General features: G+C 37.5%; 17 protein-coding genes. 9 read left to right on the top strand and 8 right to left on the bottom strand.

Annotated features, from left to right (window positions below; genetic code table 11):
- Positions 1-42 precede the first annotated feature (42 nt).
- The gene (locus ACQKN3_RS05535) at positions 43-1,443 is read right to left on the bottom strand and encodes an MDR family MFS transporter (RefSeq protein ID WP_251688040.1); all 1,401 of its coding nucleotides are present in this window, start codon (positions 1,441-1,443) and stop codon (positions 43-45) included.
- 159 nt (positions 1,444-1,602) lie between these two features.
- Here ACQKN3_RS05535 and ACQKN3_RS05530 point away from each other — a divergent pair, with 159 nt between their 5' ends.
- The 6 genes from ACQKN3_RS05530 to ACQKN3_RS05505 all read left to right on the top strand — a co-directional run bounded on the left by ACQKN3_RS05530 (position 1,603) and on the right by ACQKN3_RS05505 (position 6,884).
- Positions 1,603-2,139 carry a TetR/AcrR family transcriptional regulator gene (locus tag ACQKN3_RS05530; protein WP_427709986.1) on the top strand — a complete coding sequence of 179 codons (537 nt, stop codon included), beginning with the start codon at positions 1,603-1,605 and terminating at the stop codon, positions 2,137-2,139.
- A gap of 263 nt (positions 2,140-2,402) precedes the next feature.
- On the top strand, positions 2,403-3,359 hold the full coding sequence (locus ACQKN3_RS05525) for a cation diffusion facilitator family transporter (protein ID WP_427709984.1): 957 nt from the start codon (positions 2,403-2,405) through the stop codon (positions 3,357-3,359).
- A 42-nt stretch (positions 3,360-3,401) separates the two neighbouring features.
- Entirely contained in the window at positions 3,402-3,713 is a 312-nt protein-coding gene (locus ACQKN3_RS05520; RefSeq protein WP_079528762.1) for an ArsR/SmtB family transcription factor, read from the top strand.
- 189 nt (positions 3,714-3,902) lie between these two features.
- Complete coding sequence (locus ACQKN3_RS05515; RefSeq protein WP_427709982.1) at positions 3,903-4,442, top strand: NADPH-dependent FMN reductase; 540 nt, start codon at positions 3,903-3,905, stop codon at positions 4,440-4,442.
- A 381-nt stretch (positions 4,443-4,823) separates the two neighbouring features.
- On the top strand, positions 4,824-6,344 hold the full coding sequence (locus ACQKN3_RS05510; protein ID WP_251688032.1) for a succinate CoA transferase: 1,521 nt from the start codon (positions 4,824-4,826) through the stop codon (positions 6,342-6,344).
- A gap of 30 nt (positions 6,345-6,374) precedes the next feature.
- Positions 6,375-6,884 carry a YfiT family bacillithiol transferase gene (locus ACQKN3_RS05505; RefSeq protein ID WP_427709979.1) on the top strand — a complete coding sequence of 170 codons (510 nt, stop codon included), beginning with the start codon at positions 6,375-6,377 and terminating at the stop codon, positions 6,882-6,884.
- A 60-nt stretch (positions 6,885-6,944) separates the two neighbouring features.
- On the opposite strand, the gene ACQKN3_RS05500 is transcribed toward ACQKN3_RS05505, so the two are convergent.
- On the bottom strand, positions 6,945-7,385 hold the full coding sequence (locus tag ACQKN3_RS05500) for a GNAT family N-acetyltransferase (RefSeq protein WP_427709977.1): 441 nt from the start codon (positions 7,383-7,385) through the stop codon (positions 6,945-6,947).
- 15 nt (positions 7,386-7,400) lie between these two features.
- Positions 7,401-7,835 (bottom strand): aminoglycoside 6'-N-acetyltransferase, encoded by a 435-nt coding sequence (gene aac(6'), locus ACQKN3_RS05495; RefSeq protein WP_251688026.1) that lies wholly within the window; start codon positions 7,833-7,835, stop codon positions 7,401-7,403.
- A 173-nt stretch (positions 7,836-8,008) separates the two neighbouring features.
- On the opposite strand from aac(6'), the gene ACQKN3_RS05490 reads away from it, so the two are divergent.
- Entirely contained in the window at positions 8,009-8,380 is a 372-nt protein-coding gene (locus ACQKN3_RS05490; protein ID WP_427709975.1) for a VOC family protein, read from the top strand.
- 78 nt (positions 8,381-8,458) lie between these two features.
- Here the strand turns inward: ACQKN3_RS05490 and ACQKN3_RS05485 are convergent, their stop codons facing one another.
- Complete coding sequence (locus tag ACQKN3_RS05485) at positions 8,459-9,700, bottom strand: erythromycin esterase family protein (RefSeq protein WP_427709973.1); 1,242 nt, start codon at positions 9,698-9,700, stop codon at positions 8,459-8,461.
- Positions 9,701-10,041: 341 nt separating this feature from the next.
- On the opposite strand from ACQKN3_RS05485, the gene ACQKN3_RS05480 reads away from it, so the two are divergent.
- Entirely contained in the window at positions 10,042-10,605 is a 564-nt protein-coding gene (locus ACQKN3_RS05480; protein ID WP_251688020.1) for a glutathione peroxidase, read from the top strand.
- Positions 10,606-10,648: 43 nt separating this feature from the next.
- Here the strand turns inward: ACQKN3_RS05480 and ACQKN3_RS05475 are convergent, their stop codons facing one another.
- Positions 10,649-11,473, bottom strand: a complete 825-nt coding sequence (locus ACQKN3_RS05475; protein ID WP_427709970.1) for a Ku protein — start codon at positions 11,471-11,473, stop codon at positions 10,649-10,651.
- A gap of 102 nt (positions 11,474-11,575) precedes the next feature.
- Here ACQKN3_RS05475 and ACQKN3_RS05470 point away from each other — a divergent pair, with 102 nt between their 5' ends.
- On the top strand, positions 11,576-13,417 hold the full coding sequence (locus ACQKN3_RS05470; RefSeq protein ID WP_427709968.1) for a DNA ligase D: 1,842 nt from the start codon (positions 11,576-11,578) through the stop codon (positions 13,415-13,417).
- A gap of 63 nt (positions 13,418-13,480) precedes the next feature.
- Here ACQKN3_RS05470 and ACQKN3_RS05465 read toward each other — a convergent pair whose 3' ends face one another.
- The 3 genes from ACQKN3_RS05465 to ACQKN3_RS05455 all read right to left on the bottom strand — a co-directional run bounded on the left by ACQKN3_RS05465 (position 13,481) and on the right by ACQKN3_RS05455 (position 14,383).
- Complete coding sequence (locus tag ACQKN3_RS05465) at positions 13,481-13,636, bottom strand: uroporphyrinogen-III decarboxylase (RefSeq protein ID WP_251688014.1); 156 nt, start codon at positions 13,634-13,636, stop codon at positions 13,481-13,483.
- 116 nt (positions 13,637-13,752) lie between these two features.
- A complete protein-coding gene (locus tag ACQKN3_RS05460) occupies positions 13,753-13,926 on the bottom strand; it encodes a hypothetical protein (protein ID WP_251688012.1) in 174 nt (57 codons plus the stop codon).
- 121 nt (positions 13,927-14,047) lie between these two features.
- Positions 14,048-14,383, bottom strand: a complete 336-nt coding sequence (locus ACQKN3_RS05455) for a L,D-transpeptidase (protein WP_251688010.1) — start codon at positions 14,381-14,383, stop codon at positions 14,048-14,050.
- Positions 14,384-14,437 lie beyond the last annotated feature (54 nt).

Here is a 14,437-nt window from a genome sequence, read left to right as displayed (position 1 = left end):
TGGTGAACCCCAATTGCGGAGGTTCACCAGTTTTTAGTTTGCTTATTGAGTTGGTATTTTTCTTTTATGCTTTGGAACGAAAAGTACGATGATAAAGGCGATGATCGTTAATATGAACATATAGAAATACGTTGAGCTTGCCGCATTTGCATAACTTTCATTTGCCCGTACGGAAGAGTCAGTTAACTGCAGAGAATATACAGTTACGATAACAGCTGTTCCGATTGCCCCTGCGAGTTGCCTAATTGTATTATTCACTGCAGACCCGTGTGATGCCAGTTCTCTTGGAATCGCATTAAGCGCAGCTGTATTTAAAGGCATTGTAATGAACGCTAACCCGATCCGCAAAATAATAGTACGTACTAAAATATATACATACGTAGTTGTTGAAGATAGGTCAATAACAAGCCACATTGAAATCGCGATTAATAGTAACCCGAAAATAAATAATGGTTTCGCACCATATTTATCAAAAAGTTTTCCTGTAACTGGTGACAATAGTGCATTAATAATCGCACCGGGAAGCAGCAGCAACCCTGCATCCAATGCGGAAAATCCTCGCCCATCCTGTAAATACATCGGAAGTAAAATCAAGTCTGCATACATGATGATCGTAATTGCGACATTAATAATTGTCGTCATGGAATACATTTTATAACGGAATACCGATAAATTCAGTAAAGGATCCTGTGAAGACAGTTGACGTTGGCAAAACAGAAAGATAATGATCAATCCCGCACCAATCGTTGTTAAAATAACCCCATCATCCCATCCGCGACTTCCGGCACTACTAAAGCCGAACAACAAGAAACCAAAGCCGAAAGTTGAGTAAAGTAAGCTGATCAAGTCGATTTTTGATTTTGCGCCTTCATTTACATTCATCAAGTATTTATACGCTAAGCCAATAATAATAACGATGAAAGGAATTAAACTGATAAACAGCCAGCGCCATGATAAATAATCAATAATAAATCCGGCAAGCGTCGGAGCAATGGCAGGTGCAAATATAATTGCAAATCCCACTCGTCCCATAATCGCGCCCCGTCTTTCTTCAGGGAACAAGTAGACGATTACGGTCATCATTAAAGGTAAAATAATGCCGGCACCTACAGCCTGAATCATACGCCCTGTTAAAAGCATGCTGAAGTTCATGGCACATGCTGCGACAACAGAACCAGCTAATAAAAATAGCATTGCACTAATAAACAGTTGACGTGTTGAAAATCGCTTCATTAAAAAAGCAGTAATTGGAACTAAAATTCCGTTCACGAGCATAAATCCGGTTGCCAGCCATTGGATTGTCGTAGGCGCAACTGAAAAGGTGGTCATTAAATCACTTAAAGCAACATTGAGTAACGTCTGATTTAAAGTGGAGAAGAAACAGCCAGCGATCATGACAATCAGCAATATTTTTCTTGTTTGTTCAGATAAATCATTTTGCATTTTAAAACTCCTTACGCTACGATAACTTTATAGACAATCCGTCTAATAAGTATCATAACAAGTAAAACAAGCATTTGACTATAAACAATAAATCACGAACTGTAGACTAATCGACAAATCAGTAAAATATGTAGATATAGTAGTGTTTAATAGACAGGAATGAAGAAAATGGATCCTCGTACAATTCGTACGAAAGAAATGTTGAAGAGAGCGGTATTTAAACTTTTAAACGAAGGGGTTATGCTCAACCAGTTATCTGTACAAAAAGTAACAAAGCAAGCTACGTTAAATCGTACAACATTTTATTTGCACTATGAAGATATTAATCATTTGCTGGATGATTTAACAAAGGAGATTTTTAATGAAGTAACAGAAAAAATAAAGGATTTAAACCATATTCATTTGTTAAATGAAAAGGAACATTTAGTTGAGCTGCTCAATTATTTGGCTTCACAAAAACATGCTTTACGATTACTTTTCCAGTTTGAACAATTTGAGAAAGTGCTATTTCAATTGATGAAGCAATTAATTGATACAAGAAGGCTGAACAGTGACCGGGTTACATCGAATTCTCTTGTTGACAGCCATATAAAAGCAGCTTCCATTGTTGGTGTGATTTCTTGGTGGTTGAAAGGAGGCGGGCATTTTACTGCGGCCTATATTGCGGACCAGATTCACCTCATGTACAGAAGATAGTTTAGTTGCTCCTTGCAACTAAACTATAACTTATACGAAATTGAGAACATGAGAGGTAAAGTCGGCAGTTATTCACTTGGAATAAACCCGAGCGTTTTTAAATACTTAATTGCTGATTTTCGGTAAAACCTGTTTAGTCACAACTACTTTTATGAGTGATGCTCGTCATATACGGGCGTATGTAATTGACAATTTTCTGAATTCGTAATATGTTAATATATGAGTATATGTTCATATATAAAAGAAAAATGGGGGCGTTATAAATGGGAGAGCACCATCATCACCATCATTCACATAGTACGAACAAGAAAGTCCTTTTCATATCCTTTTTAATTATTACCGGTTTTATGATTGTCGAAGCGATTGGTGGGGTGCTGACGAACAGTCTGGCACTGCTGTCTGATGCAGGGCATATGTTAAGTGACGCCGTATCACTTGGAATTGCATTAATGGCTATTATTTTTGCGCAAAAAGTAGCAAATGCCAGTAAAACATTTGGCTACAAACGTATCGAAATTTTAGCGGCCACACTGAATGGCCTGACATTAATTGTAATTGCCCTGTTTATTTTTTACGAAGCCATTGGGCGTTTTATGAATCCTCCTGAAGTTGCTTCAACCGGAATGCTCATCATCAGCAGTATCGGATTGGCGGTTAATATTTTAGTTGCGTGGATTATGATGCGCGGGGCAGATACGAAAGATAATTTAAATATGAGAGGCGCGTACTTACACGTAATCAGCGATATGATCGGTTCAATCGGTGCCATTGTTGCCGCTTTACTTATCCTGTTTTTTGATTGGGGATGGGCGGATCCATTAGCCAGCGTTTTTGTAGCTGCACTTGTGTTACGTAGCGGATATCATTTAACGAAAGCTTCATTGCATATCTTAATGGAAGGTACACCTCAGGATGTAACTGTCGAAGAAATTATTCAAACGATTGAAAAGTATGATGAAATAACAGCGCTTCATGACTTGCACATCTGGACGATCACGAGCGGATTAAATGCCTTGTCTTGCCACGTTGTTGTAAATGACAACTTGACGATTAAAGAAAGCGAGCAACTTTTAGATAAAGTCGAACATGATTTACTTCATCAAAATATTCAGCATGTGACGATTCAGGTAGAGACAAATACGCATCAGCATGATCGTTCGGTTTATTGTACAGCAAAGCAGGATATAAGCCATCAGCATCACCACCATCATCATCATTAATCAATTACGCCTGGCGTATAGGAGAAAAGAGTGTTTAATCGTATGACAATGGAAAAAAGAACCCAACATGAATTGGATGAAGAAACATTGTTTGTCGTTTCGCAAACGTTCAAAGCGTTAAGCGATCCAACACGTATCCGTATTTTAAACATGTTATGCTGTGAAGAACATTCGGTAAATGACATTGCGGAAAAGCTTGATTTAAATCAGTCGGCGGTTTCCCACCAATTGCGTTTTTTGAAGAACTTGCGTTTAGTAAAGTTCAGGCGTGAAGGGACGACATTGTACTATACAAGCGCAGATGACCATGTTATCAACTTGCTTCATCAGGCAATTGATCATGCCCATCATTAAGTAAATAAAAACCAGCAACACGCAAAAGTTTTTTGATAAACTTTTACGTGTTTTTTATTTGGTTTCGTCACTTTAGGATGTTGGGTATATCTATAAACGGAAGTCGCAAACTAAAATCATTGCCCATTTAAGGTTAAGGCCGAAGCAAGACTATCGATTAAATCTATAATAATGGAGGTTTTTTTCTATATGAAAGTTGTAGCAATTGTAGGAAGTATCCGCAAAGAATCATATAATCTAAAAATCGCAAAATATATTCAGGGCCGTTATGCAGATCAATTCAACTTGGAAATTCTCGACCTTGCACCTCTACCAATGTACAACCAGGATATCGAATTGGAAGCTCCCGAAGCTGTACGTAATTTTAAGGCAAAAGTAAAAGAAGCAGATGCAGTTCTTTGGATAACACCTGAATACAACGCCACAATACCCGGTGTTTTGGGAAATGCAATTGACTGGCTAAGCCGTGTGGACAAGGTAATGAACGGCAAACCATCTATAATCATGGGGTCATCAATGGGAATGTTAGGTTCTGTCAAAGCTCAAATGCATTTACGCGATATTTTATTTGCAATCGGCTTAAATTCACCGGTTTTACCTGGTAATGAAGTGTATATTGGGGCCGTTCATGAAAAAATCGATGCGCAAGGACAGCTGACAGATGAAGTGACAATCGCATTTTTAGATGGCGTCATTGCAAACTTCCTGGAATGGATGAGACAGTTTTAATATTATTGGCATCTCTTTTCTTAAAGAAGAGGTGTTTTTTTATGAAATGATTTTATATGACAATATTAACACAAAAATAGGAACTTTGAGCGTAAGATAAAGCGTGAAAGGTCCGGGATCAGCGTTTTGTCAATAGATTAATGTTGCGAAAAAGCAGGTTTTTAAGTGAAAGAAAACTCCCTAAATCCGCTTTTTTATATACTATAGTTTTTTTCTATCAAAATTATAGGAAGTATCTAATGGACGAAAGACGAATCTCTCATTACAATGTAGATAAGGCGATTAAAAAATAAGGTGTAACGGATTTTTTAATTGGCTATATGGATTTACAGAAATTCATCGTAACAACGAACTAAAAATACTATTTTGGGGTGATTGTTAATGGGAAAAGATTTAAGTCAATTCATCAGAAATGAAGCGTTTTTAAACAAAGTTGTATCAGCGGAGGAAGCTGCGTCTTGGATTGAAGACGGCATGAATCTGGGTATGAGTGGTTTTACGCTTTTCGGAGAGCCAAAAGAATTTCCGCTTGCACTTTCTAAACGAGGAGAGCAAGAAAATTTCAAAGTAAATCTTTATACTGGTGCATCATTAGGGCCAACTGCTGACCAATCAATGGCAGAAGCAGGAATCATCAACTTACGTGTACCTTATCAAGGAAATGCAATTATGCGCGGTAAAATCAATAACGGAGAAATTTTCTATATTGATCAGCATTTATCACATACAGCGGAAGAAGTTCGTAAAGGTTCCCTTGGTAAAATTGACTATGCAATCATTGAAGCAGCAGCAATTACAGAAGACGGCCTAGTAATTCCAACAGGTTCTGTAGGGAACTCACCGATCTTTGTAGAAAAAGCTGAAAATGTCATTATCGAAATTAATACAACTGCCCCAAAAGCATATGAAGGGCTTCATGATATTTATGTTCAGAAAGCACAAGGTGAGCGTAAAGAAATTCCTATCTATAACACAGGGGATCGAATTGGTGAAATCGGAATTAAAGTAGACCCTGCAAAAGTAAAAGGAATTGTTTTATCGGAGCAGCCTGATATCCCTTCACCATTATTCGAGCCAAACGAGGAAACACAGAAAATTGCCGATAATTTATTAGCATTCCTGGCAAATGAAGTGGAAGTAGGGAATTTACCTGAATCATTAGCACCGCTTCAATCAGGTGTTGGTTCGGTAGCAAATGCCGTATTAAACGGCATGCAAAAGTCTCAATTTAAAGATCTTGAAGTATTCTCGGAAGTACTGCAGGATGGTGTGTTTGACCTGATTGATGCGGGTATCGTTAAATTCGCGGCAGGTACAGCATTCTCGCTTTCCAAAAAGCGCGTGGACTCACTAGCGGAAGACTTGGAAAAGTACAAAGATAAAATTATGTTCCGACCACAGGAAATTTCGAATAACCCGGAAGTAATTCGTCGCTTAGGTGTTATTTCGTTTAACACAGCAATTGAAGTCGACATTTACGGTAACGTCAACTCAACACATGTTAACGGCACAAAGATTATGAACGGTATTGGCGGTTCTGGTGACTTTGCACGTAATGCGCGCATTACAATTTTCGTAACATCTTCATTAGCGAAAAACGGGGCTATTTCAACAATCGTTCCGTTCGTTTCACATATCGACCATACAGAACACGATGTAGATGTCATCGTAACGGAGCAAGGCTATGCGGACCTTCGTGGACTTCCACCAGTGAAGCGAGCAGAGAAATTGATTGAAATTGCACACCCGAAATATAAAGAACAGTTACGTGCTTATTTCGAAGAGGCAAAAGAAAAAGTAGGCGGCCAAACACCGCATATCCTTGAAAAAGCATTCTCATTCCATAACAATTTAAAAGAGAATGGGACAATGTTATTTGAAGACGACAAAATTAAACACTAATGAGTAAATCGATAAAGGTGGCGTTTTAACATGGATGTAAGATTTCCAATTGGTCCATTGCAAATACCTGAACAAGTGACACTTGACAATGTAAAGGAATGGTTACAACAAACGGAATCATTTACGACACGTTTAAGAGAAGTTGTCGATTCATTAAATGAAGAGCAGTTAAATAAAACTTACCGTGAAGGTGCATGGAATGTTCGTCAGCTTGTACACCATATTGCCGATTCACAGCTGAACATGTATCAGCGACTGAAGCTGGCGCTAACGGACGATAATCCGACAGTACCGGGGTTTAATGAAGAAAAGTGGGCAGTTTTGCCAGACAATGACTTACCTGTAGAAAGCTCGATTAAAATGCTTGAAGGTATTAACGAGCGCATCGTTTCGTTAGGGCAACATTTAACTGAAGACCAGTTGAAGCGGGAATTTACCCATGAAACAAACGGGCCGGTCACAGTTGCCGCAAAAGTTGCAAAATTGGCATGGCATGAGGAGCATCATTTCGCTCATATTAAAATAGCGCTTGAAAATTAATCTGATTTTTATCGAATTGGCTTACCCGAATAGGTAAGCCAATTTTTAAATGGAAACGTACTATTTTATCTCCTTGTATAAAAAGACGAGTCGTTCAATTTCTTCAAAACCATTATTTTTATAAAATTGTTCAGCCGGTATATTTCGGTTTGTGAGCAGTGTCATCGATTCTACTGATTTCTCTTTCAGCTGGATTTCTAAATAGTTCAGCATCGCTTTACCAATACCTTTATTTTGCAATGTCTGATCGACGCACATTTCATGGATGAAATATTCATCGCCACTATACCATTTCCGCTGCACACCCATTATAAAGCCAAGCAGTTCACCATGTTCAATAGCAATTACGCCTAGAAAGTTCGGAGTATGGTAGTAATCGGATAAATACTGAAATGCACTATCATCATTCCAGTTATCATTCCATGGCTCAGCATTAAATACTTTTCTAAATGTTGCTGCGCATGTTGCTAAATCAGCTGCTACTATTCTTTTAAACTCCACAATTAATTGCTCCCTTTATAGTTTTTTTGTAAAGCATATAATGCGATTTGCCTCTGTAAAGCCTAGTTTAAGGTGAACATTAAAACTATCTACATTAGACAATTCACAGTCGCTTGCAAACTCTGTGCATCCTTTTGTTTTAGCCCACTGTTCACACGCTTGCACTAAATCTTGCGCAAAATGCAGTCTGCGGTAGGACTCATCGACATATAAGCCTTCCAAATAACCAACCGGACTAGAATGTGTTCCTTCCACATAATCAAACCGGAGCTGACATTGTGCAAATCCAATCGCTTTTCCATCATCAAATGCTAAGAAAACGGTACTGTTCGGATTGGTAATAACGTCTTCCATGTTCTGTACGAATTCATGTAAATCATTGCCTGGCCAAAGGAGTAAAGCAAGTTGAGCTGCTGCAGTTGCTTGGTTCAGTGTCGCTTCGTTAATCATAAGTTCCTCCTGTTTTATAGAGATGAGTATATTTGCTATTATAGAATAAAATGGAAGTGAATAGTGGTTATATACGGAATTAAAAGACTAGTTAATTTAATAATCGGAAGGGAAAATGCAAGTAGAAATGGAACTCTTTTATGTAGCCGATAAAATAAAGGGGAGAACTTGCTTTGAGTAAATCATTTATTGAACAAGTACACTATATTCGAATACCTGTAAAACATCTGGAATTATCTGCACAATGGTATAGAGATGTATTAGGGTTCCATATACTAAACAATACTCAGGAAAGAGCAATTTTAAAAATAAATGAAGGATCGTTCTTACTGATTTTAGTTCCTACTGAAGATGAAACATTTTCACATTTTACAATCGATAATAAACAAGAATTCAGTATTGGCTTTACCAGTCCTGAACTATTCAAATTTTATCAACACTTAATTGAAAATAAAGTTAAGGTAGAGGAGATAAAAGAAGATAATGGTCATGCCTTTTTCCACTTTTATGATCCCAATGGTAATAAACTTCAAGTTCACTGGTGACTTTAGATAAATAAGAAGAAAACATAATTAGATATTTGAACCTAAAATAGCAAGCCATACGATAAACGTAGGCTTACTTTATAATGGCTTTAATGCTTTTGTCTGTTCAATATAAATAAAGGCATCGTACCTTGAACCAACGTTTGACGGAACATAATTCCCATATGCTTCATATTCAGGGTGATAGACAACACCAATTGCTCGATGGCCAATCCGATCATTGAATAATTTCCGATTCTCATCAGTAAAAATCAGTATTTTATCTTGTCCGCCAGCTGCGTGGAGCTGTCCTTCCCATGTGTTGAGTTTGGAAGAGGGAACTTGGATTATTTGCAAAGGATCTCCCCAGCTGTCAGCAGCGATGACCGTACCTTCATACGTCCCGAAGCCGATCGCAAAAGTATTGTCCATTCCATATTGTTCACGAATAAGTTGACCGACGTTGATCATCTGATCTTCTTTCATGCTTGTGGCGGATGCATCTCCGATATGTGTATTATGTTCCCAAATAATGATTTTTGCATCATCACCGTGATACTTCAATAATTCATTGATCACTTCCACCATATGTGAATCACGTGTATTCCATGAGATTGCATCCTGCATCATTTCGCGGTAATACGTTTCAGCATTTTTCGCGACAAGCGCATTCATCATGACATTTAAATCTTCCTCATGTTTATTCGAGTACTGTTCCTTGTTATTTCGCAGTGATTTCAGCAAATCTGTTACTTCACGGACACATTCATCCGTAAATTGAGCAGTGGAAAGGGCATAATGTTCGGGCATTCTGTTGTAAGGTTCAAAGCAGGAAAATGCCTTCTTTGCGTGCTCAAAATCGGCTTTGTACTTAGGGTTTTCAGATAAAAATTGTATCACTTCATCCATCGATTCAAAGAGACTGTATAAATCAATCCCATAAAACCCGACTTTAGTGCTCAAAGTATTATTTTTATCCTTTAGCCATTCTACAAATTGTTCTACTTCTTCATTTGCCCACATCCATTGCGGCCATCGATTAAAAGATTCCTTCAAAATTGCAGCGGCATTTACATCATCCTCTTCATAACCTTTTACATAGCGGTTCACTGCCTGTGCAGACGGCCAATCTCCTTCTACCGCAATAATATTGAATCCTTTTTGATTAATCAGCAGTTTCGTTAGCTCGGCGCGGACTGTGTAGAACTCCGAAGTACCATGTGAAGCTTCACCGATCATCACAATTTTGGCATTTCCAATCGATTTAACGATTTGATTTAAACTTTTTTCGTTAAAGGGAAGTGCATGCTCTTTTATTGCAGCTACCAGTTTTCTTGGCATGTTTTATTCGCTCCTTTCATACAACGTTATCTTTCCCGTGCTACTCATATGAATACCCCGCTGTGTGTAATTTACTCTGGAACAATGGAAAAACCAATTTATTTTTAAATTATTATGTATAAAAGTAGATTTAAGCGGTGATACTTTTAGTGATGGTCGGTTAGCCATCGAATGATTTGGCGCATGATTCCTCGTGAATCTTATGCGCCTTTAATTTTGCTCATTTTTAAATAATGAAGACAATCGCAATCTTTTTATAACTTTCGGGTTAGTAATTTTGTACTTTAGTGATTTTTATAATATGATAGTTTTATACTATATATTGTAGGGAGAATGACTTAATGAGCATTTATAATTATTTAGTGAAAAAAACAAATGGTGAGATTCTTTCAATGGAAACTTATCGTAATCAAGTAATGTTGGTTGTGAATACGGCAAGCAATTGCGGATTTACATTCCAATATGAAGACATGCAAAAGTTATATGAACGCTATGCAGATAAAGGGTTCACAGTACTTTCATTTCCATGCAACCAATTTGGCGAACAGAATCCGGAAGACGGGGAAACGTCTGCAAGACAGTGCAAGCTTCAGTTCGGTGTTACATATCCAGTGTTTGATAAAATCGAAGTGAATGGTAATGAAACTCATCCACTATTCAACTATTTAAAACACGAAGTTGATTGTCCGGAATTTGTTCGTGAGACAATGCAGCAAAAACATTTATACAATACAATTCAAACGAATTATCCGGATTACTTAATCGGCCGCAATATTCGCTGGAATTTCACAAAGTTCCTAGTAGACCGTAACGGCCGTGTCATCCAACGTTTTGAGCCGGATGCTTCCTTCTTGGATATCGAAAAGGCGATTGAAGGGCTGTTGGAAACTGCTGCTGTAAAATAGAATATATATAAAGCCCATTTCTTTGTTGGAAATGGGCTTTATTCTAAGCATTTTTCTTCGTCCTTGTGGTTGTTGTACGTTTTCTCGTTTTCGGCTTCTTCGTTTTATCGAGTGAAGCTTGTAATGCGGACATTAAATCGGTCACATTATCAGGCAACGGTCGTCTTTCGTTTGCCACAACTGTACTTTCCGCTTTCTTTTCCTCTATCAGCTGCATAAGTGCTGTCCGGTAATCATCTGTGTATTTGGTCGGATCGAACTCGGTTGTCAATTGTTCAACAAGCATAAGGGCCGTATCTAGTTCCTTTTGAACGACTGCTTCGACACTCGGTATATTCGGTACATCTCCGACATCTCGCACTTCATCCGGGAAATGAATGATTTCCATAACAAGCGTATTTTTGTAGACACGGACAATGGCCAATTGCTCTTTAGACCGAATCGTAATTTTAGCCACCCCAATTTTACCAGATTCCTCCAACGTTTTACGTAACAGTACATACGCTTTTCCACCTGTATTATCAGGGGATAAATAGTACGTTTTTTCAAAATAAATCGGGTCGATTTCTTCAAGCTTCACAAAATCTATAATCTCTACTGATTTATCCTCATTTTCTTTTCGCAAATTTTCCAAGTCCTCTTCATCCAAAACAACGAATTTGTTCTTTGTATACTCGTACGCCTTTACGATATCTTCATCTTTCACTTCTGCCTGACACCCTTCACAAACCTTTTTGTAGCTGATTGGTGTATGACATTCCTTATGGAGCTGCCGAAGTTTGACGTCTTTATTTTCAGTTGCCGCATGAAGTTTTACCGGAATATTCACTAAGCCAAAACTAATACTACCTTTCCAGACAGTATGCATGTTGTCACCTCATTTTTCCTTACTATGGGACTAAAAATTTAATTTATGTATTGTCTGCGAAAAAAAACAAAGGATAATTGAAAAACGAAAGTTGGCCAATATGTGAAACCAATGTTATTAACCGATGCACCTGAAATTCCGTTAGGTGATGATTGGTTATATGAAACTAAATATGACGGTTATCGTTCTGTTTTAATTTGGGAAAAAGGTAATCAATCACCATTACTGAAAAGCCGAAATGGAAACGTTTTAAATGAAAAATTCCCTGAAATTATTCGTTACTGTGAAAGTATTTATGACAAAATCGAAGCTTATTTACCGCTTACCTTTGACGGGGAAGTCGTTTACTTACTAAACGATTTTCAAAGTAAATTCTCGTTTGTGCAAAAGCGGGGCAAAATGACCAACCTAAAAAATATTGAATCGAACGCAAATACATTTCCATGCCATTATATTGTGTTTGATTTGCTGAAATTAAAAGGGAAAGATAAGGGAAATAGCCGGTTAACAACAAGAAAACAATTACTATCCGACTTTTTTGAACGTCTCAATTTACCTGGAACTGTTCAATATAGCGATTCAAGAAGACTCCAAATGATCGATGTATTTGAAAATCCGCATTTACTTTGGCAAAAAGTAAAGACCTATAATGGGGAAGGGATTATCGCAAAGAAGCGCAACAGCAAATGGCTGGAAGATACGAGAACAAAAAGCTGGCTGAAAATAAAAAACTGGAAGCACGTAAATGTCATTCTTACAAAATTTGATCAGTCAAACGGTTTCTTAAATGGTGCAATATATAAAGAAGATAAGCTTATGGAGATTGTGTCGTTTAAGCATGGTTTATCTGAAGAAGAAAGCAAAACATTGGTCGCATTTTTTAAAACAAATGGTACGCTGGTGACGAAAAGTATATTTGAAATTCCTCCTTCAATTTGCGTAACCGTTGCTTGTATTGATTTTGACGGCAGTAAATTGAGAGAACCGCGCTTTCATTCTTTCCAGCATCATCTGGAAGTTTCAGATTGTAACTGGCAACAAATGCAAAGACAATTAAACCCGATTCCGGAAAATGTAACAGTCACAAATCCGGATAAACCGGTTTTTCCTGCAAGCAATATTACGAAGGATGATTATTTGTATTATTTGCAGACAGTTGCGCCGATAATGCTGCCTTTTCTGCAGGACCGGTTATTGACGGTCATCCGTTATCCTCACGGAGTTCCAGGAGAAAGCTTTTACCAGAAAAACTATACCGAAAATTTGCCGGATTATATTACGACGCAGTTAGTAGACGATACCCATTTCATTTTATGTAACAATATTGAATCACTTTTGTGGTTGGGCAATCAGCTCGCATTGGAATTGCATATTCCATTTCAGCCGGTCACTTCTAAGCAGCCGACTGAAATTGTATTTGATTTGGATCCACCGTCCGTTGATGACTTTGGATTGGCAGTAGATGCTGCACTGAAGTTCAAAACGATAATGGATTATTTTGAACTGACAAGCTTTGTTAAAACGTCAGGCGGAAAAGGTATGCAAATTTATATCCCATTGCCGCCTAGCAAGTTCTCCTATGAAGAAACGGGTGTATTTACGGAGTTCATATGCAGATTCCTGGCACAGCAATATCCTGATTCCTTTACAGTCGAACGAATGAAGAAAAACAGAGGGAAAAGGCTGTATTTGGATTATGTCCAGCATAGGGAAGGAAAAACGATTATCGCACCATATTCAGCACGCGGCAATGATAAAGGACTAATCGCCACACCGTTGTTATGGGAAGAAGTAAACGAAAAATTAACGCCCGATTTTTTCACAATTCCAAATGTAATAAAGCGTTTAGAGAGCATAGGCAATCCATTTAGAGAGTTTAGGGAAGCAGGTGAGCGTCAGTCATTCCAAGCTGTTCTTGAGCAAATAAAAGGAAAGCAAGTGTAGTTGCAGCGCAAGCAGTCAACTTTAAAAAAAGCCTTTCGCAAATTATGCGAAGGCTTTTGCATGTTAGGAAGGATTGATCACTATTGGGGCGTCCTCATGATGGGCTTGATGAGCCGGGGAGAGCTCATACGCAATCAGTGTTACATTTAATTTTTGCTCCAGTTGTTTAATTGCATCGAGTTTATTCATATCCAGTTCCGCAAATTTCGTATCTTTCACAAAAGCACATCCTTTACAGTTTAGCTTTAGTATGAAAAGTTAATTTATATTTATCCATATTGTTTGTTATTGGTAAACAGGTGGAGACAAATAAAAAAGAGAGATAACATTATCTCTCAAGAATTAATAGCATTATAGTTTAATGGATGCAGAATATTTGTAAATACATCTTTTTTTACAATAAAGTATGTTTTTTTATTATATGTAACGACGACTTGCCCCGGTTTAACAAATACTTTGGCTGTTTTTAAATTAGCATATGGCGCACCCAATAATTTTGAAATGTTCATGATCATGACCCCTTTTTAAGTTTCTATTTTTGTTATTCCCAAAATAATAATAGTTTTAAACTATTTCAGATAGATTTATATTAAAAAATGCCTCCAGTTACAAGTTAACATGAATCCAAATCTACTTATGAATCAAAACTTTCGTACCAATGGGTGCTCTGGATGATAGTTCTAGAACATCGTGATTAAACATTCTAATACATCCATGTGAGCGATTCTTACCGATTGAAGCCGGATTATTCGTTCCATGTATACCATAATGAGGCTTAGACAATCCCATCCAAAGCACTCCGAATGGTGCAGGAGGATTAAGTTGTTTATTGATAATCGTATAAGATCCGGAAGGTGTTGGGGTCAATATTTTTCCAACAGCAATCGGGTAAATTTTTATAAGATTATTGTTATTCATTAACTTTAATTGGTGTTTTGAAGTGGATATGTCTATCCATATCGCCAGGAAGATCAACTCCATTTTTAAAATATAGTATGAAGCAATATAGATAACGATTAA

Origin of the sequence: Solibacillus sp. NPDC093137 (assembly GCF_050280445.1) — a bacterium.
In the GTDB taxonomy this organism is placed as follows: domain Bacteria; phylum Bacillota; class Bacilli; order Bacillales_A; family Planococcaceae; genus Solibacillus; species Solibacillus isronensis_B.
The sequence above is the reverse complement of the archived record's forward strand: the minus strand, read 5'-3'. Positions and strand labels throughout refer to the sequence as shown.